This is a genomic window from Agromyces terreus, assembly GCF_009749465.1.
In the GTDB taxonomy this organism is placed as follows: domain Bacteria; phylum Actinomycetota; class Actinomycetes; order Actinomycetales; family Microbacteriaceae; genus Agromyces; species Agromyces terreus.
In genome coordinates this window covers 1-24,788 of record NZ_WBIS01000017.1, presented here as the reverse complement: position 1 = coordinate 24,788, position 24,788 = coordinate 1, and the positions used below count along the sequence as shown (strand labels likewise).

The window sequence follows — 24,788 nt, the reverse complement described above, 5'->3', positions numbered from 1 at the left end:
CGAGCGCCCCGTCGCCGGCCGCTGTCGCGCCGAGCGCCCCGTCGCCGGCCGCCGCGTCGCCCGTCGTGGCGAGCACGCCGGCCGCGCCCCCCGCGATCCCCACCGCACCGCGCGGACACGAGCTCGACGTCGTCGACTCCCTCGATCTCTTCGGCGAGCGGGTCGCCGCGGCATCGCGTGAGGCGACGCACATCGTCACGGCGTACGAGCCGGCCGCCGGCCTTCGCGCCACGCGCCGCGACCGCCGCACCGAGCCTGCCGTGCAGCCCGCGGCATCCGCTCGCTCGTCCCGGCGCGACGCCGCGACCCAGCCCGGCCGCCGTCGTGGCGACGCCGAACTCCAGACGGCCTCCGCCTCGACGGGCCGCGCACGCCGTGCGCCCGCGCCCCGCGGCCGGCGCCGTGCCCGGGGGCTCGCGAGCATCGTGGCGATGAGCTTCGTCGCCATGCTCGCGGTCACGACGACCATTCCGGCCCTGTCGCTCCTCAGCGAGGACGACGTGCAGGCGCTCGCGCTGTCGTACAGCGAGGGCGATTCCATCGACGGGCAGTCGCTGGCGATCGGCGACGTGGCGGCTCCGTCCGTCGACCGCGAGGGCTACGCGTCGCAGACCATCGAGGAGTACGCCGAGGCGGCCGGCATCCGGGCCGAGGCGACGTTCACGAACAACCCCAGCGGCACGATCCAGTGGCCGTTCGCGGTCGGCGTGCACATCGGCGACCGTTTCGGATACCGCGACTGCGCCGGCTGCTCCGAAGATCACCACGGGCAGGACTTCAACCCCGGGTTCGGCGCGCAGATCCAGGCCATCGCCGACGGCGTCGTGTCCGAGTCCACCGACGAGGGCGGCTCGCTCGGCGTCGTCACGATGATCGACCACCAGATCGACGGCCAGACCGTCACGAGCGTGTACGCGCACATGCAGTACGACTCGCGCCTCATGGAGGTGGGCGACGTCATCAAGGTGGGCGATGTCGTCGGCCTCACCGGGACGACCGGCATGTCCACCGGTCCGCACCTGCACTTCGAGATCCGCATCGGCGGCATCGACGGCGAGTGGGTCGACCCGCTCGAATGGCTCTACGCCAACACGAACTGAGTCCGCTCCTCGCGCGCACGCGAATCTGCGGCATCCGCTCTGCGGACCCACCGGACGCGCACGAGCCGTCCTCCACAACCCCTGCGGGCGCCGCTGCGTCGTGCGCCGCATCGAAGCGAACGGATGCCTCGCCGAGGCCGGCCACCATGCTGGGATGATCTAAGCACTCGAGCGCGTTCGCGCCAACGGCGGCGCCGTCTCGATCGACGACCTGCGTGCCGGAGGCGTCTCGTCCGGCGAACTCCGCGCGACGCTGCGCGACGGGCAACTCGTGCGCGTACGCCCCGGCTGGGTCGCCGCATCCGATGCCCCGTCGCAGGTGATCCGCGCGGTGCGCGTCGGCGGCGCGCTGACCGCCGGATCGGCCGCCGAACTGCACGGCCTGTGGCTCCTCGACGACGACCGCCTGCACGTGCGGGTGCCGCAGACGGCCTCGCGGCTGCGGTCGCCGCACGATGCCGCGGTGCCCCTGGACCGTCGGGCCCACCGGGTCTGCGTGCACTACCGGGCTGGTGCGGGCGCGGGCGGTGCGGGTGCGGGGGCAGGTGTGGGCGGGGGCCGTGCTGGTGCGGGCGGTGATACGGGTGCGGGTGCTGGCGGTGGCGTCGATGCGGTCGCCCGCGCGGGCGGGCACGAGCGCGGAGGCGGCGGGCGCCGGGAACGTGCGGCGCGGCCGGCGCGCGACGGGCTGATCACCGCGATCGCCGAGATGTTCCGCTGCTCGGGCGCGGTGCCCGCGATGGTCGCCCTCGAGTCGGCGCTCAACCGCGGTCGTCTGGACATGCCCGCGGTCGAGCAGTTGCGCGCGCTGTCCTCCGCCTGGGTCGGGCGCCGGCTCGACGAGGTGTCGTGCGACAGCGACTCCGGCCTCGAGACGATCGCGCGCATGCTCATGCACCGCCTCCGCGTCGTGGTGCGCGCGCAGGTGCGGGTGCCGGGGGTCAGGCGCGTCGACCTGCTCGTCGGCGAGCGGCTGGTGATCGAGCTCGACGGGCGGTCGTTCCATTCCGGCGACGACTTCGACCGCGACCGCCGCCAAGACCTCGAACTCACGTTGCGGGGCTACCTGGTCGTGCGCATCTCGTATCGCATGGTCGTCGAGGAGTGGGATGCCACGCAGCGAAGTCTCCGCGAGCTCGTGACGCGCGGGCTGCACCGCGCCGGGCATCCCGGTCGGCTGCTGCCGCCGTTCGGGGCGCCGAATGCTGCGCGCGGCGTCTCAGATGCAGGAAACGAGGACGCATCCCCGCTGTGAGAGGGGGATGGGTCCTCGTTTCCTGCAAGTGAGAGCGCGCAGCTGGGGAGTTGGGGAGGGGTGGGCGCCCGTGCAGCAGGGCAGCTGGGGAGCGGGGGAGCAGGCTACCGGGCGAGCCAGGCGGTCGTGTCGGCGGGGAGCGAGTCGCCGTCGAGGGGGCCGCTCGCGAGCAGCACCGTGCCGTCGGGCAGGGGCACCGGCTCGGAGCCCGTGTTCGCCACCACGACGACGTCGCCGTTGCGGAACGCCGCGACCGAGGGCCGGTCGAGCTCGAGCCACTCGAGGGATCCGGCGCCGAGCGCGTGCTCGCGCCGCAGGCGCAGCGCGTCGCGGTAGAGCGCGAGGGTCGACGACGGGTCGTCGCGCTGCACGTCGCGGGCGAGCGACGCCCAGCGGTCGGGCTGGGGGAGCCAGGGCGTTCCCGAGGCGCCGAACCCGTAGTTCGCGGCATCCGCGTTCCAGGGCAGGGGCACCCGGCATCCGTCGCGTCCGTAGCGTTCGCCGTTCGTGCGGAACCAGGTGGGGTCCTGGCGGGCGTCGTCGGGCAGGTCGATGACCTCGGGAAGGCCGAGCTCCTCGCCCTGGTAGAGGTACGACGAGCCGGGCAGCGCGAGCATGAACGCGGTGGCGGCGCGGGCCCGGTGCACGCCGTCGGCGTAGTCGGGGATGCCCTTCGAGCGGGGCCCGAGGCCGTGGCCCTGCGGGTTCGGCTCGGTGACCGAGAGGCGCGTGGCGTGGCGCACGACGTCGTGGTTGGACAGCACCCACGTCGAGGGCGCGCCCACGGCGCCGAATGCGGCGAGCGAGGCGTCGACGACGAGGCGGAGGGCCGCGGCATCCCACGGCGTCTCGAGGTAGGCGAAGTTGAACGCCTGGTGCATCTCGTCGGGGCGCACCCACTTGGCCACGCGCGGCAGCGGGTCGACCCACGCCTCGGCGGCGAGGATGCGCTCGCCGGGGTACTCGTCGAGGAGCGCACGCCAGTCGCGGTAGATCTCGTGCACGCCCTCCTGGCCCCAGTAGGGCGCGCCGTCGCCCTCGTCGCTGATCTCGGGCTCGAGGGTCACGCCGGCGGCGGCCTCGGACGCGCCGTCGGCGACCGCCCAGGCGGAAGCTCCGGCGGAAGCTCCGGCGGAAGCCCCGGCAGAGCCCCCGGCGGCGGATGCCTCGACCCCGCCGGCGCCGCCCATGCTGCCGCCCTCGGCGGGCGGGGTGTAGTCGGGCAGGCCGTCGGCCTTGATCATGCCGTGCGCCACGTCGACGCGGAAGCCGTCGACGCCGCGGTCGAGCCAGAAGCGCAGGATGCGGCGGAACTCCTCGCGCACCTCTTCGTTGGTCCAGTCGAAGTCGGGCTGCGAGCTGTCGAAGAGGTGCAGGTACCACTGGCCGGGGGTGCCGTCGGCCTCGACGACGCGGGTCCATGCGGGGCCGCCGAAGACGGACTCCCAGTTGTTGGGGGGTTCGTCGCCGGCGGGGCCGCGACCGTCGCGGAAGAGGTAGCGGGCGCGTTCGGCGCTGCCGGGCGCGGCGGCGAGCGCCGCCTGGAACCACTCGTGCTCCTCGGAGGAGTGGTTCGGCACGAGGTCGACGATCACGCGGATGCCGCGGTCGTGCGCCTCGGCGAGCATCGCGTCGAAGTCGGCGAGGGTGCCGAAGAGAGGATCGACGTCGCAGTAGTCGGCGACGTCGTACCCGGCGTCGTGCTGGGGCGAGGTGTAGAACGGCGAGAGCCAGATGGCGTCGACGCCGAGCTCCTGCAGGTCGGCCAGGTGCGCGGTGATGCCGGCGAGGTCGCCCATGCCGTCGCCGTTCGCGTCGGCGAAGGAGCGGGGATAGATCTGGTAGATCGTGGCGGTGCGCCACCACTCGGAAGTCATGGCGACACTGTACGACATCCGTCAAGCCAATGGAAACGCTTGCATAACCTGATCGAAACGCCAATGGTCACAAACCCGTATCGATAGCCGCCTCCCGGTTTTGCGAATGACTGTCGGAAAGGTATACCTGTAATCGCTTGCATTTCCTGCGGGCATTCCACACGGAAGAACGGCCTTTCAGTCATGGCGTGACACCGTCCCGAAGCGGGCGCGGTCGCGGCATCCGGCGAAGGAGCCGATCTCACGCACACTGAGAAGGGCACACCAATGAGGGTGAACACGAAGAGCCTCCTCGCCGCAGGCGCTGTCGCGGTCGTCGCGACGCTCGGCCTCGCGAGCTGCGCCGGCGCCGACAGCGGCTCCGAGGGCGAAGCCTCGGCCAGCGGCACGCTGACCGTCTGGGTCGACGCCGAGCGCGTCGACGCACTCCAGGGCGCGGCAGACGCCTACACCGAGAAGACCGGTGTGAAGGTCGACCTCGTCGGCAAGGACAACGCCGACATCAAGGACGACTTCATCCAGCAGGTGCCGACCGGCAAGGGCCCCGACATCACCATGGGCGCGCACGACTGGCTCGGCGAGCTGTCGACGAACGGCGTCGTCGCCCCGCTCGAGCTCGGCGACTCCGCCGCCGACTACCTCCCCGTCGCGATCGACGCGTCGACGTACGACGGCACCGTCTACATGCTCCCGTACGCGGTCGAGAACATCGCCGTGCTGCGCAACGCCGACCTCGTCCCCGAGGCCGCCGCGAACTTCGACGACATGATCGCCAAGGGCAAGGCCGCCGGCCTCGCGCAGCCGTTCGTCGTCGAGCAGGGCGCCGAGGGCAACCCGTACCACCTGTACCCGTTCCAGACCGCGTTCGGCGCACCGGTGTTCGGCAGCGACGAGAACGGCTACAACGCCGAAGACCTGCAGATCGGCAACGAGGGCGGCGATGCGTTCGCCACCTGGCTCGGCTCGCAGGGCAAGAACGGCACCGGCGTGTTCAACACCGACATCGACGGCGACATCGCCAAGCAGGCCTTCCTCGACGGCACGGCGGCCTTCTGGCTGACCGGCCCGTGGAACGTCGGCGCGGCCGTCGACGCCGGCATCAACGTCGCGGTCGACCCGACCCCGAGCCCGACCGCCGACCCGGCCCAGCCGTTCGCCGGCGTCAAGGGCTTCTTCATCTCGGCCGAGTCGAAGAACAAGGTCGCCGCGAACGACTTCCTCGTCAACTACCTCGGCAGCGAAGACACCCAGCTCGAGCTGTTCGAGGCCGGCAACGTGCTCCCCGCGAACGCCGCGGCCGCCGAGTCCGCCTCGAGCGACCCGATCATCGAGGGCTTCGCCGCTGCCGGCGCCGACGCCGTCCCGATGCCCGCGATCCCGGCCATGGGCCAGGTCTGGCAGTACTGGGGCATCGCCGAGGCCGACATCATCAACGGTGCCGACCCGGTCGCAACCTGGCAGAAGCTCGCCGCCGACGTGCAGGCGGCGATCGGCTAGTCGGTTCACCGCCGTCGGTCGAGGAGCGACGGAGGAGCGTCTCGAGACCCGTGCATCGCGGGCTCTCGGGACGCATCCTTCTTCGTCGGCTGCTCCTCGACCGACGGCCCCCACCCCCGACGCAGACAGGAAGACCAGGGCAGCATGAGCACCACCACCGAACCCGCCCGGGCCGGCGACCCCACCGCCGGCGGCGCGGGCGACACGCCCCCCACGCGGCGACAGCGACAGGCCGCAGGCATCGCCGACGCGGCATCCGGCGGCATCAAGGTGCTGCTCGTGAAACTGCTCGGGCTCGGCATCGTCGACGCGCTCGCCGTCTTCGGCATCATCATCCTCGTCGGGGCGGGCCAGTGGCTCGTCGCGGCGATCGTCGCCGCCGTGGCGATCCTCGTCAACTGGATCTACTTCTCACGGCGCAGGCTGCCCGCGAAGTACCTCACGCCCGGCGTCATCTTCCTCGTCGTCTTCCAGGTGTTCGTGCTCGTCTACACGGGGTACATCGCCTTCACGAACTACGGCACCGGCCACAACGGCTCGAAGGAGCAGGCCGTCTCCTCGCTCATGGCGAGCTCCCTCGAGCGCGTCGAGGACTCGCCCACCTACCCGGTGACCGTCGTCGACCGCGGCGGCGAGCTCGGACTGCTCGTCACCGACCCCGAGGGCGACGCGCTCGTCGGCACCGCCGAGCAGCCGCTCGAGCCCGTCGACGCCGAGTTCGACGGCTCGAAGGCGGTCGCGGCCGACGGATGGAGCACGCTCAGCTTCGCCGACGTGCTCGCCCGCACCGACGAGATCACCGAACTCGCGGTGCCCTACTCCGACGACCCCAACGACGGCGCCGTGCGCACGCCCGACGGGTCGAGCGCGTACCTCTACGTCTCGACGCTCGAGTACGACGAGGCCGCCGGCACGATGACCGACCTCGACACGGGCACCGTGTACTCCGACATCGGCACCGGGGCGTTCACGTCCGACGACGGCGAGGAGCTGCTGCCCGGCTGGCAGATCGTCATCGGCTTCGACAACTTCGTGCGGGCCGTCACCGACGAACGCCTCGCGGGGCCGCTCGTCTACGTCACGCTCTGGACGTTCGCGTTCGCGCTCATCTCGGTCGCGTCGACGTTCTTCCTCGGGCTCTTCCTGGCGATCGTCTTCAACGACATGCGCATGCGGGGCCGCAAGTTCTACCGGGTGCTCATCATCCTCCCGTACGCGATCCCGTCGTTCCTCTCGGCGCTCGTGTGGGCGGGCATGATGAACGAGAGCTTCGGCTTCATCAACCAGGTGCTCTTCGGCGGGGCATCCATACCGTGGCTCACCGACCCCTGGCTCGCCAAGGTGTCGGTGCTCATCGTGAACCTCTGGCTCGGGTTCCCGTACATGTTCCTGGTGTGCATGGGCGCGCTCCAGTCGATCCCCGAGGAGCTGCAGGAGGCCGCGACCGTCGACGGCGCGAGGCCGTGGGCCGTCTTCCGGCTCATCAAGCTGCCGCTGCTGCTCGTGAGCGTCGCGCCGCTGCTCATCGCCTCGTTCGCGTTCAACTTCAACAACTTCAACGTGATCTACATGCTCACCGACGGCGGCCCGCGCGACTCGAACGCGCCGATCCCCGTCGGCTTCACCGACATCCTGATCTCGATGGTCTACAAGGTCGCCTTCACCGGGCAGACGCGCGACTACGGCCTCGCGAGCGCGTACTCGATCCTGATCTTCGTGATCGTCGCCGTGATCTCGATCATCGCGTTCCGCCGAACCAAGTCCCTCGAGGAGCTGAACTGATGGCCCGCAAGCCCGTTCCCGGAACTCAGGCCGGCCTCGTCGTGGGCGAGCTCGACGAGTACGGCCGTGCGGTCGACGACTCGACGCGCGCGCAGAGCACCCTCGCACCCGGACCGGTCCGCGACCTGCCGAAGCGCCCCTTCAACGCGCGCCGCTGGTTCATGGCGACCGGATGGCGCCACATCGTCGGCGTCGTCATGATCGCGTTCTCGCTGTTCCCGATCGTCTTCGTCGTCTCGTCGTCGTTGAACCCGAACGGCACGCTCACCGGCTCGAACGCGCTGTTCTCCAAGATCGGCCTCGACAGCTACGTGCGGATCCTGACGGACCCGAAGGTGCCGTTCGCGACCTGGCTCGGCAACACGCTCATGATCGCGGGCATCACCGCGCTGCTCACGGTGTTCCTCGGGGCGATGGCGGCGTACTCGTTCTCGCGCATGCGGTTCACGGGCCGACGCGTCGGCCTCATCGGCATCGTCGTGGTGCAGATGTTCCCGCAGCTGCTCGCGGTCGTCGCGATCTTCCTCCTCATGAGCGCGATCGGCGACCTGTTCCCGGCGATCGGCCTGAACACGCACATCGGCCTGATCATGGTCTACCTCGGCGGCGCGCTCGGCGTGAACACGTACCTCATGTACGGGTTCTTCAACACGATCCCGGTCTCGATCGACGAGGCGGCCAAGCTCGACGGTGCCGGGCACGCGCGCATCTTCTTCACGATCGTGCTGCGCCTGGTCGCCCCGATCCTCGCGGTCGTCGCGCTGCTGTCGTTCATCGCGTCGGTGAACGAGTTCGTCGTGGCATCCGTGCTGCTCATCGACACCGAGAAGCAGACGCTCGCGGTCGGCCTCACGAAGCTCGTGTCGAACCCGCGCTACGCCGACTGGAGTGCGTTCTCGGCGGGTGCGGTCATCGCGGCGCTGCCGGTCGTGGCGCTGTTCCTCTTCCTGCAGAAGTACATCGTGGGCGGGCTCACGGCGGGCGCCGTCAAGTAGCCCGTGCCCATTTCGCTTTTCAGGAAGGGGTGTGGGCACGGCGCGCCATTCGACGAGCTTTCGCGCGAGAATGGGGCCCGCCTGCCCACACCCCTTCCTGAAAAGTGATCGCTGACGCCGAGGAGACGCGAATGACGATGCCCCACCACGACGGGTCGCCGCTGCACGTGTCGAACGCCGCACCCGCGCTCGGCGACGCCGTGCGGGTGCGCCTGCGCGTGCCCGAGGCGTTCGGCCCGCTCGCGTGGGTCGGCACCCGCTCGAACCCGAACCGGGAGCCGCGGTTCGCCGAGGCATCCGTCATCGCGACCGTCGACGGCTGGCAGTGGTGGGAGGCGGCTGTCGAGGTCGAGAACCCCGTGCACGGCTACCGGTGGCTGCTCGTCGGCGCCGACGGCCGACAGCACTGGCTGAACCAGCTCGGCCTCAGCGGCACCGAGACGCGCGACCGCGACGACTTCCGGCTCGTCGCGCACGAGCCGGCGCCCGCGTGGGCGGCGTCGAGCGTCATGTACCAGGTGTTCCCCGATCGGTTCGCGAGATCGGATGCCGCGGACGCGCGCCCGGCGCCCGACTGGGCGTTCCCCGCCGAATGGAGCGACCCGCAGCGCCTCGACCCGCCCTACCGGTCGGGGCAGTTCTACGGCGGCGACCTCGACGGCGTGCGCGAGAAGCTCGACCACCTCGTCTCGCTCGGCGTCGACCTGCTCTACCTGACGCCCGTGTTCCCGGCGCGGTCGAACCACCGGTACGACGCGTCGACCTTCGACCACGTCGACGACCTGCTCGGCGGCGACGAGGCGCTCGTGCGCCTCGTCGAGGCGGCGCATGCCCGCGGCATCCGCGTGATCGGCGACCTCACGTCGAACCACTCCGGCGATGCGCACGAGTGGTTCCGGGCGGCGCAGGCCGACCCCGAGGCATCCGAGCGCGAGTTCTACTTCTTCCGCGACGAGGCGCACGGCGGCGGCTACGAGTCGTGGCTCGGCGTGCCCAGCCTGCCGAAGTTCGACTGGAGCTCGACCGAGCTGCGGCGCCGGTTCATCGAGGGCCCCGACTCGGTCGTGGCCAGGTACCTCGGCGCGCCGTTCGGGCTCGACGGGTGGCGCATCGACGTCGCGAACATGACCGGGCGGCTCGGCGCGGCCGACCTGAACGCCGAGGTGCGCCAGACGATCCGCCGCACCATGCTCGACGTGAACCCCGACACGATCCTGCTCGGCGAGTCGACGAACGACGCGGCGTCCGACTTCCAGGGCGACGCGTGGCACGGGGCGATGACGTACACGCCGTTCACGCGTCCGCTCTGGAGCTGGCTGCTCGAGCCCGGCAGCCCGGGCGGCGGCGGCATCGGCTTCGCGCTCGGGCGGGTGCCGACGTTCACCGGACGCGACTTCCACGACACGCACCTGCGCTTCACCGCGGAGTTCCCGTGGCGCACGCGCCTCGCGACCATGAACGCGCTCGACACGCACGACACCCCGCGGTTCGCGACGCATGCGCGCCCGGGCGCCGTGCCCGTCGCGCTCGGCCTCGCGGTCACGCTGCCCGGCATCCCGGTCGTGTGGGCGGGCGACGAGTTCGGCCTCACGGGCGAAGACGGCGAGGCGTCGCGCACGCCCATGCCGTGGGGAACCGAGGCCTCGCCCGAGGTCGCGCCCGTGCTCGAGGCCTATCGCGCGCTGCTGCGGCTGCGGCGGGAGCACCCGGTGCTCTCGACGGGCGGCATCCGGTGGCTCGCCGTCGGCGACGACGCGCTCGTCTTCGTGCGCGAGACGGCGGATGCCTCGGTGCTGGTGTTCGCGGCGCGGGCGGCGGCCGCGCTCGAGGTCGACGGGGTCGCGCTGCCGGCGCTGGGTGCGGCGGCTATGGGGGGTGCGGGCGGCTCGGGCGCTGCGGATGCCGCGTCGACACTGTTCGGCGACGGCCGGCTCGAGGCATCCGCTGGTCTGCTGTGCCTGACTGCCGATGGGCCGGGCTTCACGGCCTGGCTACTGCCGGGGGTGGCGTCGCCCGGCTGGTGAGCGTGGCGAACAGCAGCTCGGCACGGCTCAGGCCAATATTCGGGCCAGTGGCAGGCTATATTTGCGGCTATAATTGCCCCATGCAAACCGTTCCCCTGAGTGAAGCGAAGGACAAGCTCTCCCGCCTCGTCGACAGTGTGGAGCGCGAGCACGAGACGATCGAGATCACCCGTCACGGGCATCCTGCAGCAGTGCTGATGAGCAAGGACGCGCTGGATTCCCTGTACGAGACCCTGTTCTGGCTGTCTCAGCCCGACATCCGCGAAGACGTCGCCGAGGCTCGCCGCGAGCTCGCGGCCGGCGAGGCCCTTGGTGCTGCTGAGGTGCGCGCCCGCTACGGCCTGCGACCTCTGTGATCTGGCATGTCCGATTCGCCGATCCTGCGTTGCGCAGTTTGGACCGGTTGCCGCTGAAGATCGCGCAGGCCGTGGTCGAGTTCTCGACGGTCACGCTGCCCGAGAATCCGCATCGCATGAGCAAGCCGTTGCAGCGCGAGTTCGAGGGCCTGCGTTCTGCCCGCCGGGGTGAGTACCGCGTGCTGTTCATGCTCGACGACGAGACCGGCACGCTTCTGGTGATGCGCGTCGCGCACCGCCGCGATGCATATCGTCTGCCCCCGCCGTGAACCTCGTGATGGTTTCGCCTCTCGCGCGACTGGCGCCCGCTGAAGTGTCGTTCCGCGGCTTCACGGCCGACTCGGCTGTGGTGCCGATTCTTCTCATCGGTTTGGTCGTCATCGCTGCTGTCATTTGGGTGGACTGGCTGATTCAGCGCAGGCGGAAGCGACGTGGCGGAGACTAGGCGAGCATTGTCGCGTTGAATCGGGATGGATTGACGCGCAGTTGCCCTCACCCGCCGATGATCACCGTCGGCGCGCCGGGCCCGGGAGCGATGGGCTGGCCGTGCATGCTCAGGTCGCCGACGCGGGCGGCCGGGAAGTTGCCGATGAGCACGGTCATGCTGCCCTGGGCGATGCCGTTGGGGGCGGGCGAGACGCAGACGATGCCGCCGGGCATGGCGTTGGCGACGGCGGCGGGCATGTTCGCGATGAGCACCGTCATGACGGCGGCGGCCGGGGTGATCGGGCCGCCGACGTGGGGCTTCGGTCCGTCCATGAGGGCGCAGAGGGCGGAGTCGCCGGCGCGGAGCGCGGGTCCTGTCGGCATGGGCGGTCGACCCCTCAGCCCGTCTTCGTGATGACGCGGGCGGTGATGAGCACGGATGCCTCGCACGAGGTGCGTGCCGCGCCGCTCACGGGCGGTGCGACCCGGGCGCAGTCGAGCGTCGCGAAGAGCTCGTCCTCGGCGGCGAGCTGCAGCGGCGTGACGAAGTGGAAGTCGATGTCGCGGAAGTTCTCGATGCCGGTCGTGAAGATCGGCGCCTCGATGTCGCGGTTCTCGATCGTGAGCGTGCCGAAGTCGCCGCCGGGGTTGCTGATCACGACGTCGGTGATGCGCAGCACCGAGTTCGCGGGCACGATCCACCGGTCGCTCTCGTCGACGGCTCCGCCGACGGCATCCGACAGTTCGAAGCGGATGTCGACGTCGGTCGTCGTCGAGGTGGCCACGGGTTCGACCGGCTCGGGCGTCTCGCCGACGGCCTCGAGCGCGTCGTTGGCCTTCTGCGCGGCGGAGTCGGCCTGCTCGGCGGCGGAGTCGGCCTTGTCGTTCGCCTGCGCGAGCGGCTCCTCGACGGCGTCGCGCGCGGCCGACTCGATGGTGGGTTTCAGCACGAAGAACCAGAGCGCGAGCAGCAGGAGCAGGAGCAGCAGCAGGGCGAGCAGCAGCTTCCACAGCCACTTCGGGAACACCCGTTCCTGCACGTAGCTGCCCGGCAGCACGAACGGCTCGTCGGCGCCCTCGGGCGAGAGCAGCACGCTGTACTGGTGGGTGACCTGTTCGCCGCGCCACACCCTCTTGACCGGTCGCAGGTCGATGTCGACGAACTCGGTGTGTCCTGGGTCGACCGCGACATCGGGCGTCGGCGTCGAGAGCCCGAGCCGGTCGTCGCTCTGGCCGGCGACGGATGCCACGAGCGGCACGTTTCCGCGATTGTCGATCGCGACCCGCACCCGCTTGCGGCCGCGACCGTGCGCGATGCGGGGGAGGAGCTCGGCCTCGGTCTCGGCGAAGGGGTTGACCGTGACGACGGCCTCGCCGACGACCGAGACATCCGGTTGCTCGACCGCTCTGGCGCGGATGCCGAGCGCGACCTGGCCGACGACCGCCTCGGGCAGTCGGGGGGCGAGCAGCGTGACCGTCGCGGTCTCCGTCTGGCCCGGGTAGATGGTGAGGGTCGCGGGCTCGATGCGCGTCCACGCGGCGATCTCGCCGACCGCGGACAGTTCGAAGGACTCCACGAGGAGCGTGTCGTTGAGCACGCTGACGGTGAGCGTCGCCGCCGTCCCCGGATCGATGGACAGGGCGGCCGGGGCGATGGTCGCACTGGTAGCCATGGCGCCAACGTATTGGGGCGGCGCGCGCGCCGGGCAGGGCCCCTCGGCCAACCGGCCGCGCATTCGATGTTGCCCGTTGAGCGGATGTTGAGTGCGCGAAGAGGACGCCGCGGCATCCTGTTCGCATTCCCCCTGCACCACCGCACCGATCGCCTCGCCGCGAGCCATTCCGAAACCCAGGGGGAACCATGACCAGAACCGCCGTGCGCGTCTACGCACGCGACCCGATCTCCGAAGCCGGCGTCACGAGCGCCCTCCGCCCGCGACCCGAGGTGCGCGTCGTCGGCCCCGACGACCCCGAGGCGCCCGAGGTCGTGCTCGTCGTCGTCGACGAGTTCGACGACGAGACGATGAACAGCCTGCGGTTCCTGCGCCGCAACGGCGAGGCCAGGGTGATCCTCGTCGCGTCGCAGCTCGATGACCGGGTGCTCGTCGACGCCGTCGAATGCGGCGTCGTCGGACTGCTCCGCCGGTCGGAGGCCACGACCGACCGGCTGCTCTCGGCGATCGCCGCCGCCGCGGCGGGCGAGGGCACCGTGCCGCCCGACCTGCTCGGCCGGCTGCTCGACCAGGTCGGTCGCCTGCAGCGCACCGTGCTCGACCCGCGCGGCATCACGTTCAGCGGCCTCGCCTCGCGCGAGGTCGAGGTGCTGAAGCTCGTCGCCGACGGCTGGGACACCGCGCAGATCGCGAAGGAGCTCTGCTACTCGGAGCGCACCGTGAAGAACGTGCTCCACGACGTGACGACCCGCCTGCAACTGCGCAATCGCTCGCACGCCGTGGCGTACGCGGTGCGCGAAGGGCTCATCTGAGCGGATGCCGCGTGGCGGGTGCCCGACGGGGCATCGGCGGATGCGCGGAAGGGTGCCCCGGGCTCGGATGCCGCGATCGCTCGGAGCCCGGATTGTGGATGTGAGTCGGAGGGGGAGCATGACGAGCCGGAGCCGGATCGCCTGGGCGAGCGTCGCCATGATGCTCTCCGTGCTGCTCGGCGTCACCGCGGTCGGCGCCGCCGTCATCTCGCCGATCGGCGGCGGCGGGGCGATCGCGGCCGAGGGCGATGACGGCGGCACCACGCGAGACGGCGTGCCCGGCGAAGGCACCACCAGCGACGGCGGCACCTCCGACGGCGTGCCCGGGCCGTTCATCGTGGTCGTCACGACCGACGGACGAGGGATCTATCGGGACGGCGACCCGGCGACGGCCACGATCACCGTCACCCGTCGAGAGGGCGAGACGACCGTGCACCCGCCGGAGTTCCGCGCCGCGGTCACGGTGACGTGGCCGACGATGCTCGGAGCGCAACCGGTCGACGTGCCGACCGACGGCGGCTGCCAGGCGTGGCGTGCGCCGGGGGCGACGGCGCCGCGACCGATCGGTGACGACGGCACGATCACCCCGGCGTCCGGCGACGCGTGCCTGCTCGACGGCCTGCAGGAGCCCGGCTCGTCCCTTTCCTTCACCGTGCCGTTCATCGTGGACGAGGCGGACGGGGCGGGCGGATCCTTCGGTGAGGTCGCGGCATCCGTCGACGGGGTCACCCTGATCGACGGCGTCATCGCCGAGTACGACCTCCCGGCGTCGGCGCCCTCGGAGGCCCCGGTCGGCATCGCGGGCCAGTTCGCCGTCGAGGTGGAGAGCACCCGGAACGTGGTCTGGCCGTCGGGACCGCCGACGCTCGTCGAGGTCACCGTGCGGAACAACTTCGCGGACTTCGACTATCTCGACATGTCGGTGCTGATCGAACTCCCGGCGTTCGCCTCGACCACGATCGTCTCGGGGTGCCCCGAGCCGGAGACGGTCGAGGGCGGGATCGTCTGCGGTTTCACCGACATCGCCGACGGCGGAGACGCGCATCGGATCCTGATGCAGGTCGGCGCGACGGGCCTCGGCGCGGGCTCGATCACGGCGACCGCGACCGTCGAGGGTGCCGAGTGCTACTTCGGGAGCGAGGACCCGGAGGAGCCCGAACTCGACCCGCTCGACTGCGCCGCGATCGACATGCCCGAGGGCGACGTCGGCCGGGACTGGATGGACCTCTACGCCGACGAGATGCGGATCGACACCGAGCTGCAGGCCGTGCCGCACTACACCTGGCCCGACGGACCCGAGATCGCGGTCGTCATCACCGCGACCCGCGCAGCCGACGTGGGGTTCGCGAGCATGCCCGCGACCGCGGTGCTCACCCTGAGCTGGCCGTCGAGCCTCGAACTGCGGCCCGAAAGCGTGAGCGGGTGCCTCGAGACCGGCGCCGAACTGGAGGCATCCGGCCACTGCACGCTCACCGGCATGCTCCCGGGCGATGCCAGGGCGATCTCACTGGCCTTCGTGCCGAGCGGGGAGATCGACGACGCGTACCTCTCGGTCTCGGGGTTCTCGCTGACGGCCGGCTCGGCAGCCGACGGCGGCCCGCTGACCCTGCCGCCGTACTGGATCGGCTACGGCTCCGACCGTGTGACGATCGACGCCGACCTCGTCGTGCTCGACGTCTCGCTCGGCGCGGAATTCATCTGGGAGGACGGGCCCGACCTGACGGCCACGGTCAGGGCACACCGCGCCGATCGCGAGGTCGACGGCTACGACCAGTTCGGCGAGCTCGTCGTGGGCGTCCGGCTCATCTGGCCGTCGTACCTGACCATGGTGGGCGAGCCGAGCGGCTGCGAGTCGTGGGACGGCTCCGTGTGCGTGATCCGCATCACCGAGGCGGGCGGCGACGTGCAGATCACGACCGAATTCTCCGTCGATGCGGACGTGACCGACGCGGTCCTGCGGGCCGAGGGGGCGTTCCTCTCCAACGAGTACTGCGATGGCGGGTACGACTCCTCCTGTTCGAGCGACGAGTGCTGCAGCGAAGACTGCTCGGGCGACGAATGCCCCGAACCCGTCGTGGAGGAGCTGCCGGTCGAATGGGTCGTGCCCGACGAGGCGCCGGTGTCGGGCATCGAGCCGTTCATCCCGCTCGACGTCGAACTCAGCCGGGACACCGTGTGGGAGGACGGCCCGAACCTGTACGCGACCGTGACGGCGACCCGTGAGGCGTTCACGGTCGACAACGAGCGCGAGCCGTTCCACGAACTCGAGGTGGGCGTGCTGCTGACGTGGCCGTCGTACCTCACGCCCACCGGGCCGCCGACGGGGTGCCGCACGTGGGACGGCGCGATCTGCACGATCCGGCTCGCCGAGCCGGGGAGCGAGGTCGAGATCGGCCTCTCGTTCGCGGTCGGCGCCGGTGTGACCGACGCGGTGGTGCGCGCCGAGGGTGCCACGCTGATCGATCGGGACGCAAACTACTACGCCGACGAAGACGACGAATGCGACGACGACTACGTGCGGTGCACCGACCTCCCCGTCGAGTGGGTCGTGCCCGACGAGGCGCCGGTCGGCCCGGTCGAGCCGTTCATCCCGCTCGACGTCGAGGTCGAGCGCGACGTCGTCTGGCAGGGCGACGCGAACCTCGGGGCCACGATCACCGCGACGAGGAACGCGTTCCCCGAGACCCGCCGCGACCCGTTCGGCCGGCTCGTCGTCGACGTCGAGATCACGTGGCCGGCGTTCCTCGAGCTGGTCGGCACCCCGACGGGCTGCGAGTCGTGGGACGGCGCGATCTGCGTGATCGTGCTCGGCCGGCCCGACGCGGAGGTGCCGCCGGGGCCCGGCCCGGTCGCCGTGATCGGACTCGAGTTCTCGGTGGGCGGCGTGCCACCCGGCGACGTCGTCACGGGCGTCGTGCGCGCCGAGGCGACGAGGCTCGTGCAGCCCGACGACGAGTTCTCGCTGGAGCTGCCGCCCGAGTGGGTCGGGCCCGACGAGGCATCCGTCTCCAGAATCCGGTTGGCCGTGCCGCTGGACGTCGAGGTCGAACGCGACCCCGTCTGGGAGGGCGGCGAGGAGCTCGGCGCCACCGTGACGGCGACGAGGAGCGCGCTCGACGCGGTCGAGGCCGGCGACCCCTTCGACGTGCTCGTCGTCGAGGTCGAGATCACCTGGCCCGCGTTCCTCAACCTGCTCGGCCCGCCGACCGGCTGCGAGTCGTGGGACGGCTCGACCTGCGCGATCGTGCTGCCCGAGCCGGATGCGAAGGTCGAGATCGGCCTGAGGTTCTCGGTCCGAGGCACGCCGACGGGCGGGATCGTCACGGGCGACGTGCGCGCGAAGCCGACCGGGCTCATCCACCGCACGTCCGACGGCGACCAGACGCTCCCGACCGCGTGGGCGACCCCCGGCGACGACACGGTGACCCGGATCCGCGCGAGCGTCGCCCTCGACCTGACGCCCGGCGCCGACGTCGGGTACACGGGCGGCGAGCAGCTGACCGTCACGACGACCGTGCGCCGCGAGGCATCCGGCCCCGACCTTCCGGGACTCGAGGCCGGCATCGAATTCGCCTGGGCGCCGTACCTCACGATGACCGCGCAAACCGGATGCGCGAGCTTCGCCGGGAAGACGTGCGTCGTGACGGGACTCGACGAGCCCGGGGCATCCGCCGTGGTGACGCTCACCTTCACGATGCCCGCGCCGACCCTGCCGCCCGTGCCGGAGGTGCCGCCGCGCACCGCCGACCTCGAGGTCGACGGCGTGAGCCTCGCGTTCACGCCGCCCCCGGCCGAGAGCGGTCCGGTCGACGGCACCCTGCCGCCCTCGTGGATCGGGCAGGACGACGAGCCGTTCACGGTGCTGCAGCCGAGCCTCGTCATCGCGCAGTCCGTCTCCTCGCCGGGCGACGTCGCCACCGCCTACGCGAGGTACCTGCCGCCGGGCGCGGACATCACGCTCCGCTGGGAGGGCCTGGCCACCATGGCCGCGCAGCAGTGGCCGAACCCGGGAACCCCCGCCGAGGCCCGCTGGTCGCTCGTGATCCTCCGCTGGCAGTTCGCCGGCCCCCGCACCCTCATCATGCACAGCGAAGACGGCCTCTTCGCCGACATCCCGTCGAGCAACCAACTGCTCGTCGTGCCGCGCTCGGCGATGGGCCCCGACCTCGTGGGGAGAGGCGGATGATCGGCGAGATCGACGAGGCGCTGCGAGCGCTCGTCAAGGCGTCGGAGGGCATCGCCGCCGACATCGACATCGCGCTCGACGCGCCCACCACGGACTGGGCCGCGAGGCGCAACGCGCCGACCGTCGACCTGTTCCTCTACGACATCCGCGAGGACGTGCGCCGACGCGAGTTCGGCTTCGTCGAACGCCGCGAGCACGGCATCGTCATCTCGCGCGAGCCCGCCCCGCGGTACTTCAAGCTCTCGTACCTCGTGACGGCGTGGACGCAGCGGCCCGACGACGAGCACCGCCTGCTCGACGCCCTCCTGCGCTGCTTCCTCAGGTTCGACGCGATCCCCGACGCGTTCGTCGTCGACACCCTCGCCGAGACCGGGCTGCCCTGCTCGATCACGATCGCCCAACCGCCGCCCGAGGACCGCGCGTTCGCCGACGTGTGGTCCTCGCTCGGCGGCGAGCTGAAGCCGTCGCTCGACGTCGTCGTGACGGCACCGCTCAGCCGCGCCATCCAGTACCATGTGGGCCCGCCCGTCACCGCCGGCGTCGGGGCGAGCTTCGAGGCCATCGGATTCGGGAGCGAAGATGCCACCTTCGAGCCGGCCCCAGACCGGGACTGACATGACGAGCGACCCGGGCCTCTCGCACCTGCTCGGGCGCCTCGGCGCGATCGAGGACCGCATCCGCCGCCTCGTCGCCGCCCGCCGCGCCGTCGACCCCCAACCCGACGACCCGTTCCGCGGCCTCTACCTCAGCGACGAGCTCATCGACCGCATGCTCGAGGGCGCACCCGGGATTCCGGAGTGGTCGGATGCCTCGGCCCGCCTCGCGGCATGCGAGCAGGCCGCCGACATGGCCGAGGCCGCCGGGCACCCGGTGCGGCTGCGGCGCCTCGCCGACGAGTTCGGGCTCGCGCCCATCGACGTGGACCTGCTCGTCATCGCGCTCGCCGCAGACCTCGACCCCCGGTTCGAGCGGTTCTTCGGATACCTCAACGACGACGTCGGGCGGCGCCGGCCCTCGGTGACCGTCGCGCTCGAGCTCTGCGGGGTGCCGCTCACGAACGCCGCCGACCGGGCCCGCCTGCTCACCGGACCCCTCGTCGCCGGCGGGCTCGTGATCGTCGAGGACGAGGACCGCCCCCTGCCCGGCCGGGCGGTGCGGGTGCCCGACCGGGTCGTCGGGCACCTCCTCGGCGACGACACCCCCGACCGCGCCCTCGACGGCGTGCTCGTCGAGGGCGTCGAGATCGAGTGGGGCGACGACCGGCGCCTGCGGAACGCGCTGGCCGGCGGCATCCGCCTCATGTACCTGCGCGAGACCGCGACCGGATCGGGCGAGGCGATCGCCCGCCGCGCCCTGCGCGCGAACGGCCTCGGCACGGTGCAGGTCGACCTGCCGAGGCTCGGACGAGAAGCGGATGCCGCGGGGCTCGCGCGACTCGCGGTGCGCGAGGCCCGGCTCACCGGGCGGGGTATCGTCGGCTCGCCCGTGACCCTCGAGACCGAGCCGGGGCTCATCGAGGTGCTCGCGGACTCGCCGCGCCCCACCGTGCTCGTCGGCGAGCCGACGTGGGACCCGGGCTGGTTCCGCGAGCTGCCCGCCATGGACGACGTCGAGGCCTCCACGACCGAGGAGCGCACGGCGCTCTGGTCGCGCGCCCTCGGGCCGGCCGCCGACGGACTCGACATCGCGGCCGCCACCGCCCAGTTCCGGTTGCGGCCCGAGCAGGTGCTGCGCGCCTCGGCCACCGCGCGCACGCAGGCGTCGCTGACGGTCACGGGCGAGGTGACCGCGGCCGACCTCGCCGCGGGCGCCCGCGCCGAGAACGCGTCGGCCCTCGACCGCCTCGCACGGCGCGTGACCCCGCGGGTGGGCTGGGGCGACCTCGTGCTGCCCGGGGCCACCATGGAGGCCCTGCGCGAGATCGAGGTGCGCGCCCGCCACCGCGAGCAGGTGCTCGGCGACTGGGGCATGCGCCCCGGCGGCGGCCGCGGCCACGGCGTCGTCGGCCTCTTCGCGGGCGACTCGGGCACCGGCAAGACCATGTCGGCCGAGGTCGTCGCCGGCGAACTCGGCCTCGACCTCTACGTCATCGACCTGTCGTCGGTCGTCGACAAGTACATCGGCGAGACCGAGAAGAACCTCGAGCGCATCTTCGTCGCCGCGGCCGGCACGAACGCCGTGCTGCTCTTCGACGAGGCCGACGCCGTGTTCGGCAAGCGGAGCGACGTGAAGGACGCCCACGACCGGTACGCGAACGTCGAGAGCGCCTACCTGCTGCAGCGCATGGAGACGTTCGACGGCCTCGCGATCCTCGCCACGAACCTGCGGGCGAACATCGACGAGGCGTTCACCCGCCGCCTCGACGTGATCGTCGACTTCCCGATGCCGGATGCCGCGCACCGTACGCGCCTCTGGGACCGGAGCCTCGGCACCAGGCTGCGCCGCGGCGACGACCTCGACCTCGTGTTCCTCGGCGACGCGTTCGAGCTCGCGGGCGGCGCGATCCGCTCGGCAGCCGTGACGGCCGCCTACCTCGCCGCCGCCGACGAGGGCGTGGTGCGCATGCGCCACCTCGTGCAGGCCGTGCACCGCGAGTACCGCAAGCTCGGGCGCCTCCTCGTCGAGCGCGAGTTCGGGCCGTACTGGTCGGAGGTGGTGGGGCGATGAGCGGGGTCGGGTGCGGTGCTCGCCGCGTCGTGGGGCGCGCGCGATCGAGACGGGGCGGTTGCCCCTTCGGGCAGACCTCGCCCCGCACGCCCCGCATGGCGGTGGAATGGAATCGGGCAACCGTGGAGGTGCACCATGCACGCACATGACTACGACGGCATCGAACTCGACCTCGCGCGTCGATCGTCGGATGCCGCGCACGACCGGCAGGAGCAGACCGCCGGCCTTGCCGAGCGCCGACCCGACGTGATGGGCGCGGCCGGCATCCTTCGCCTGCAGCGCGAGGCCGGCAACGGCGCCGTCGGCGAGCTCATCGAGGAGCAGCGCTCGCCCGTGCTCGACGTGGTCGGGTCGTCGGGCTCGCCGCTCGAACCGGCGGTGCGCACCGACATGGAGTCGCGCCTCGGCGCCGACTTCGGCGACGTTCGCGTGCACACGGATGCCGCGGCCCACGACTCCGCGAAGTCGGTCGGCGCGAACGCGTACACGGTCGGCAGCAACGTGGTGTTCCAGCGCGACGCGTACGACCCCGGATCGCTCGCCGGCCAGACGACCCTCGCCCACGAGCTCACGCACGTGGTGCAGCAGCGCTCCGGCCCGGTCGACGGAACCCCGACGGGCGGCGGGGTCAGCGTCAGCGACCCCGGCGACCGCTTCGAGACCGCCGCCGCCGAGAACGCGACCCGCGTGATGAGCGAGCCCGCGCCCGTGCAGCGGCACGCCGAGGGCGAGGAGGAGGAGGCGCCCGTGCAAGGCAGCTTCGTGCAGCGCGAGGAGGCGCCCGAGGAAGAGGAGGAGGCCGCCGGCTGACGGCCGCCGGCCGACCGGCTGACGGCCGCCGGGCAGCGGTTACGCGAGGATCCTCGAGGCCATCTGCGTGACGGCCGCCGCTCGTCGGGTGCGCGGGGTTGCCGGATTCGGAGTTTTGGGCGCCGCGCCGCCGCCTCCCTCGCCGAAGTCGGCGTGTCGCCCAAAACTCCGAATCGGGCAACCTCCCGGAGCGTGCTGACAAGGTAGGAGGTCAGCCGAGCGCACCCTTCGGCACGACCCGCACCGTCGCGCTCACCGCGAACGGCTGCACACCGAGCGGGGCGAACGGCCCCGCGAGTTCGATCGAGCCGGATGCCGCGGCGATCGCGCCGTCGGTGTCGCCACCCGCCCACGGCAGCGAGCAGGTCGCCCGGCGCCCCGGCGGCAGTTCGGCGATCGCGCCGATGCCGTCGCGGAGCGTGCCGTCGGCGTCGACGAGCCCGAGCGTCGGAGTCGGGAGGGGGACGACCTCGCCGGAGGTCGTCGTCACCGTCAGCCGGTCGGCCTCGAGGCGCAACGACGTCGCCTCGGTGCCGATCGAGGCGAAGGTGAACCCGAGCATCGCGCCCATGCCGGGCACCTCGACGACGTGCGCCTCGAGGCGCACCGCCGACACCGGCGCCTGCAGCGCCCGCACGAGCAACGGGTCGACCGCGGCGTCCAGGCCCGAGTCCACGGCGGCCGCATGCGGCACGACCTCGCTGCGCCCGTCGACCTCGAGCGCCCAGCCCACGTCGCCGCCAGCCCCGGATGCCGCGATCGCGCGGATCGCGGCCGCCACCGCGGCATCCGCCTCATCGCCCGTGCATTCAGCACGGAACGTGCCGACCGGCTCGCCGATCGAGCCCGGTCGCCGCAGCACGGCGACCCAGCACGCGGCATCCGTCACCGCGAGAGCCTGATCGCTCTCGGGCCCGCCGACGCGAGCGAGCAGTCGTACGGCGCCGGCATCCGTCGTCACGCGGCACCCATCTCGACGTGGAAGTCGCCCTCGCGGCTGCGCTTGAGGCCCGAGCCGTTGAACGCCGTGGCGATGTCGGCGAACTGGTCGGCGCGGAAGATGTCGGAGTTGTCGCTCATCATGTTGACGGTGTCGTACGTGACCTCCTGCGCGGGGGCCGTGGTGCCGGGGTTGACCGCCGGCCGCAGCGCGCCGAGCTGCGCGGCGGTCGCGGACAGCGACGAGACCGCCAGCCTGGTCGACATGGCCGACGCGATCGACGCGATCGCCGGGTCGCGGGGCGCGGTGAGCGCGAGCTGCTCTGCGGGGGTGCCCATGATGCGGGTCACCTCGGCGCCGATGGCCGCCATGAGCGTGGTCGTCGAGCGCGTCACGACCGGCCCGATCTCGGAGGAGAGGAAGGCGCGCACCGCGTTCAGGCTCGCCGCGGACGCCGCCGTGCGGGCCGACGCGTTCAGGCCGGCGACGAAGGCGCGGAGGTTTCCGGTCGTCGTCGGCGCCGCCGTCCCGGCGAGGATCGGACCCACCCGGGCGATGAACGCGCTCGCGAGCGACTGCTTCACGTCATTGGTCACGGCGGCGACCGACATCGATGCGGGGGCGCCGCCGGCGAGCCCCGCCCATCCCATCGGCAACGACGTCAGGTCGCGCAGGATCGAGCCCGACGCGCGCAGCGGCGGCACCCGGCCCGTGCGCGAGGCGCCCGCGACCTGGTCGACGACCGCCGACAGGTCGCCGGCGTTCGCAGGACCCCCGGCCCAGAGCCCCGTCGCCCCGCCCACCGTGGCCCGGCCGTCGGAGGTGAGTCCCGGCGAGCCCTCGATGTTGATGTGCATGCCGAGGTTGCCGCCGACATCGGTCACGCCGGTCGCCGCGGTGTTCAGGGAGGAGTAGTACATCCGGCGCAGCGTCGACTCGATCGGCCCGGGCGCGAACTCGCCGGCCACGGCCTGCGCGGCGGGCGTCGTGGTGTTCGCAGGGTTCCTGGCCGCGGCGGTGAGGGCACCCGGAACGTATCGCGCGAGCCGCGCCGCCGCGGGCGGCACGCTGATCTGCAGGGCGGCGATCGTCGCGGGGTCGGCCATCGCGGTGCGCACGCTCGCCGCGAGGGCGGCCCGCACCGACGCCTGCGCCCGCAGGAACTGCTGCGAGATCTCGCCCGCCGCGCCCGAGACCCGCGCGTGCAGCTGCGGGATCAGCGCGGCGAGCACCATGCGCCGCACCGTCTCGCGGTTCATGGCCGCCGCGCGCTGCGCCGACGTCGCCGGATCCATCTCGTGCATGAGCGCGTGCATCTGAGGGTTCGACTGCGAGTACTCGTCGGACAAGCCGATGAGGTGGCCGTACTCGTGGGCGTAGATCGCCTCGGCGTTCGCGGCGCCGTAGTTCGCGACGTTCATGTAGTAGTTGCCCGCGTCGATCGGGTGCGTGTTGCCGCCGGCCGCCTGCGACTGGGGGAAGAGACGTACCGTCGGGTAGCCCTTGTCGGCACCGCTGAGGTCCCACACCGGCTCGGCCCGGAACCGGAGCGGCAGCCGTACGGGCCCGCCGCGGTCGTCGCTGAACTGCCGCACGAGCCAGTTCGGCGCGGCGCGTTGGCCGACGAGCACGGCGCGGTTGTTCCAGTGGCCCGGTGCGGTGGTGCACGTCGTGATCGCGAACGTGCGTCGTGCGTCGCCCGGCGGCACGACCCGCTCCGCGTCGGGGCCCATGGTCCCGTCGGCCTGCGGGACCGGGGTGCGCGACTGGTCGACGAACCGGATGCGCACCGTCACCGTCGCCGCCTCGGGCGAACCGCCCCTCGTCAGGTCGACGTTGCGCCCCCTCGCGCTGCCGTAGACCCGTGCACTCGCGACGCCCGGCGCCGACGCCTGGCGGTTGTTGAACAGCGTCTCCTGGCGCGACGGCACCGTGACGGGCACCCGCTGCACTCGCACGGATGCCGCGCGGCCCACGCCGCCCGGTCGTGTCGAGGTCGCGCCCGCCTCGGGCCGGCCCCGCTCGACGAGCGCGCTCACGGCCCGGTTGCCCGCGGTGCGCTGCAGGACGGCGAGGTCGTGGATGCCGCCGGCCCGACCGCCGACGATCGGCGTCGGTCGCGGCGCGGGCCGGGTCGGCGCGGCGCGCGTGCCGTGCACCCGCGTCGGCGCGGAGGTCACCGCAGCCGTCGTCACCCTTCCAGACTGGTCGATTCCGCGGCATCCGCAACACCTGCTGCCCGTTGGGGCACCCGCCTGTGCCCCAACGGGATCCCGGATGTCGCCGCGCCGCGTCCCCGGTCTGCGAGGGAATGGAGGCATGACGCTGCCGGATGCCGGACGCGCCCGCGCCGATCACGCGCGGGCACCGGTCGCGCGCGCCGCGGCG

The 24,788-nt window shown here is 72.1% G+C and carries 18 protein-coding genes; 13 read left to right on the top strand and 5 right to left on the bottom strand.

Translation table 11 applies throughout. The features are described from left to right. Together GQQ92_RS16110 and GQQ92_RS16105 are read left to right on the top strand one after the other, a co-directional pair. Positions 1 to 1,100: M23 family metallopeptidase (locus tag GQQ92_RS16110; RefSeq protein WP_157000327.1), on the top strand; the 1,100-nt coding region annotated here is incomplete at its 5' end. Between the two features lie 271 nt (positions 1,101 to 1,371). After that, complete coding sequence (locus GQQ92_RS16105; protein WP_157000326.1) at positions 1,372 to 2,355, top strand: PDDEXK family nuclease; 984 nt, start codon at positions 1,372 to 1,374, stop codon at positions 2,353 to 2,355. Positions 2,356 to 2,459: 104 nt separating this feature from the next. Here the strand turns inward: GQQ92_RS16105 and GQQ92_RS16100 are convergent, their stop codons facing one another. Then, complete coding sequence (locus GQQ92_RS16100; RefSeq protein WP_232057763.1) at positions 2,460 to 4,232, bottom strand: glycoside hydrolase family 13 protein; 1,773 nt, start codon at positions 4,230 to 4,232, stop codon at positions 2,460 to 2,462. Between the two features lie 267 nt (positions 4,233 to 4,499). On the opposite strand from GQQ92_RS16100, the gene GQQ92_RS16095 reads away from it, so the two are divergent. The 6 genes from GQQ92_RS16095 (at position 4,500) to GQQ92_RS16070 (ending at position 11,155) form a co-directional block, all read left to right on the top strand. Continuing rightward, the gene (locus tag GQQ92_RS16095) at positions 4,500 to 5,729 is read left to right on the top strand and encodes a sugar ABC transporter substrate-binding protein (protein ID WP_157000324.1); all 1,230 of its coding nucleotides are present in this window, start codon (positions 4,500 to 4,502) and stop codon (positions 5,727 to 5,729) included. Between the two features lie 144 nt (positions 5,730 to 5,873). Next, positions 5,874 to 7,511, top strand: coding sequence for an ABC transporter permease subunit (locus GQQ92_RS16090; RefSeq protein ID WP_157000323.1), 1,638 nt, complete (start codon positions 5,874 to 5,876; stop codon positions 7,509 to 7,511). After that, a complete protein-coding gene (locus tag GQQ92_RS16085) occupies positions 7,511 to 8,506 on the top strand; it encodes a sugar ABC transporter permease (RefSeq protein ID WP_197738306.1) in 996 nt (331 codons plus the stop codon). The genes GQQ92_RS16090 and GQQ92_RS16085 overlap by 1 nt, the downstream gene beginning before the upstream one ends. A gap of 131 nt (positions 8,507 to 8,637) precedes the next feature. Beyond that, positions 8,638 to 10,530 carry a glycoside hydrolase family 13 protein gene (locus tag GQQ92_RS16080; RefSeq protein ID WP_157000322.1) on the top strand — a complete coding sequence of 631 codons (1,893 nt, stop codon included), beginning with the start codon at positions 8,638 to 8,640 and terminating at the stop codon, positions 10,528 to 10,530. A gap of 80 nt (positions 10,531 to 10,610) precedes the next feature. After that, a complete protein-coding gene (locus tag GQQ92_RS16075; RefSeq protein ID WP_157000321.1) occupies positions 10,611 to 10,886 on the top strand; it encodes a type II toxin-antitoxin system Phd/YefM family antitoxin in 276 nt (91 codons plus the stop codon). Next, positions 10,883 to 11,155: a type II toxin-antitoxin system RelE family toxin gene (locus tag GQQ92_RS16070; RefSeq protein WP_157000320.1), complete on the top strand. Its 273-nt coding sequence runs from the start codon at positions 10,883 to 10,885 to the stop codon at positions 11,153 to 11,155. The genes GQQ92_RS16075 and GQQ92_RS16070 overlap by 4 nt, the downstream gene beginning before the upstream one ends. Before the next feature lie 223 nt (positions 11,156 to 11,378). Here the strand turns inward: GQQ92_RS16070 and GQQ92_RS16065 are convergent, their stop codons facing one another. Both GQQ92_RS16065 and GQQ92_RS16060 read right to left on the bottom strand, forming a co-directional pair. Continuing rightward, positions 11,379 to 11,696: a PAAR domain-containing protein gene (locus GQQ92_RS16065; RefSeq protein WP_157000319.1), complete on the bottom strand. Its 318-nt coding sequence runs from the start codon at positions 11,694 to 11,696 to the stop codon at positions 11,379 to 11,381. A 14-nt stretch (positions 11,697 to 11,710) separates the two neighbouring features. Then, positions 11,711 to 12,985, bottom strand: a complete 1,275-nt coding sequence (locus GQQ92_RS16060; protein ID WP_157000318.1) for a COG1470 family protein — start codon at positions 12,983 to 12,985, stop codon at positions 11,711 to 11,713. Between the two features lie 188 nt (positions 12,986 to 13,173). On the opposite strand from GQQ92_RS16060, the gene GQQ92_RS16055 reads away from it, so the two are divergent. The 5 genes from GQQ92_RS16055 (at position 13,174) to GQQ92_RS16035 (ending at position 21,460) form a co-directional block, all read left to right on the top strand. Beyond that, positions 13,174 to 13,797, top strand: a complete 624-nt coding sequence (locus GQQ92_RS16055; protein ID WP_157000317.1) for a helix-turn-helix transcriptional regulator — start codon at positions 13,174 to 13,176, stop codon at positions 13,795 to 13,797. A gap of 118 nt (positions 13,798 to 13,915) precedes the next feature. Next, positions 13,916 to 17,983: a hypothetical protein gene (locus GQQ92_RS16050; RefSeq protein ID WP_157000316.1), complete on the top strand. Its 4,068-nt coding sequence runs from the start codon at positions 13,916 to 13,918 to the stop codon at positions 17,981 to 17,983. Continuing rightward, a complete protein-coding gene (locus GQQ92_RS16045; protein ID WP_157000315.1) occupies positions 17,980 to 18,597 on the top strand; it encodes a DUF4255 domain-containing protein in 618 nt (205 codons plus the stop codon). Before GQQ92_RS16050 ends, GQQ92_RS16045 begins: the two co-directional genes overlap by 4 nt. Before the next feature lies 1 nt (position 18,598). Beyond that, positions 18,599 to 20,650, top strand: coding sequence for an ATP-binding protein (locus GQQ92_RS16040; RefSeq protein ID WP_157000314.1), 2,052 nt, complete (start codon positions 18,599 to 18,601; stop codon positions 20,648 to 20,650). A gap of 135 nt (positions 20,651 to 20,785) precedes the next feature. Further along, positions 20,786 to 21,460, top strand: coding sequence for an eCIS core domain-containing protein (locus tag GQQ92_RS16035; protein WP_157000313.1), 675 nt, complete (start codon positions 20,786 to 20,788; stop codon positions 21,458 to 21,460). 211 nt (positions 21,461 to 21,671) lie between these two features. Here GQQ92_RS16035 and GQQ92_RS16030 read toward each other — a convergent pair whose 3' ends face one another. Then, entirely contained in the window at positions 21,672 to 22,421 is a 750-nt protein-coding gene (locus GQQ92_RS16030; protein WP_157000312.1) for a hypothetical protein, read from the bottom strand. After that, positions 22,418 to 24,595 carry a metallopeptidase domain-containing protein gene (locus GQQ92_RS16025; RefSeq protein WP_157000311.1) on the bottom strand — a complete coding sequence of 726 codons (2,178 nt, stop codon included), beginning with the start codon at positions 24,593 to 24,595 and terminating at the stop codon, positions 22,418 to 22,420. The genes GQQ92_RS16030 and GQQ92_RS16025 overlap by 4 nt, the downstream gene beginning before the upstream one ends. Between the last annotated feature and the right edge of the window lie 193 nt (positions 24,596 to 24,788).

Coding starts and splice junctions, on each gene's coding strand:
- GQQ92_RS16100 (WP_232057763.1), bottom strand. CDS start 4,232: ATGACTTCCGAGTGGTGGCGCACCGCCACGATCTACCAGATCTATCCC.
- GQQ92_RS16095 (WP_157000324.1), top strand. CDS start 4,500: ATGAGGGTGAACACGAAGAGCCTCCTCGCCGCAGGCGCTGTCGCGGTC.
- GQQ92_RS16090 (WP_157000323.1), top strand. CDS start 5,874: ATGAGCACCACCACCGAACCCGCCCGGGCCGGCGACCCCACCGCCGGC.
- GQQ92_RS16085 (WP_197738306.1), top strand. CDS start 7,511: ATGGCCCGCAAGCCCGTTCCCGGAACTCAGGCCGGCCTCGTCGTGGGC.
- GQQ92_RS16080 (WP_157000322.1), top strand. CDS start 8,638: ATGACGATGCCCCACCACGACGGGTCGCCGCTGCACGTGTCGAACGCC.
- GQQ92_RS16075 (WP_157000321.1), top strand. CDS start 10,611: ATGCAAACCGTTCCCCTGAGTGAAGCGAAGGACAAGCTCTCCCGCCTC.
- GQQ92_RS16065 (WP_157000319.1), bottom strand. CDS start 11,696: ATGCCGACAGGACCCGCGCTCCGCGCCGGCGACTCCGCCCTCTGCGCC.
- GQQ92_RS16060 (WP_157000318.1), bottom strand. CDS start 12,985: ATGGCTACCAGTGCGACCATCGCCCCGGCCGCCCTGTCCATCGATCCG.
- GQQ92_RS16055 (WP_157000317.1), top strand. CDS start 13,174: ATGACCAGAACCGCCGTGCGCGTCTACGCACGCGACCCGATCTCCGAA.
- GQQ92_RS16050 (WP_157000316.1), top strand. CDS start 13,916: ATGACGAGCCGGAGCCGGATCGCCTGGGCGAGCGTCGCCATGATGCTC.
- GQQ92_RS16045 (WP_157000315.1), top strand. CDS start 17,980: ATGATCGGCGAGATCGACGAGGCGCTGCGAGCGCTCGTCAAGGCGTCG.
- GQQ92_RS16040 (WP_157000314.1), top strand. CDS start 18,599: ATGACGAGCGACCCGGGCCTCTCGCACCTGCTCGGGCGCCTCGGCGCG.
- GQQ92_RS16035 (WP_157000313.1), top strand. CDS start 20,786: ATGCACGCACATGACTACGACGGCATCGAACTCGACCTCGCGCGTCGA.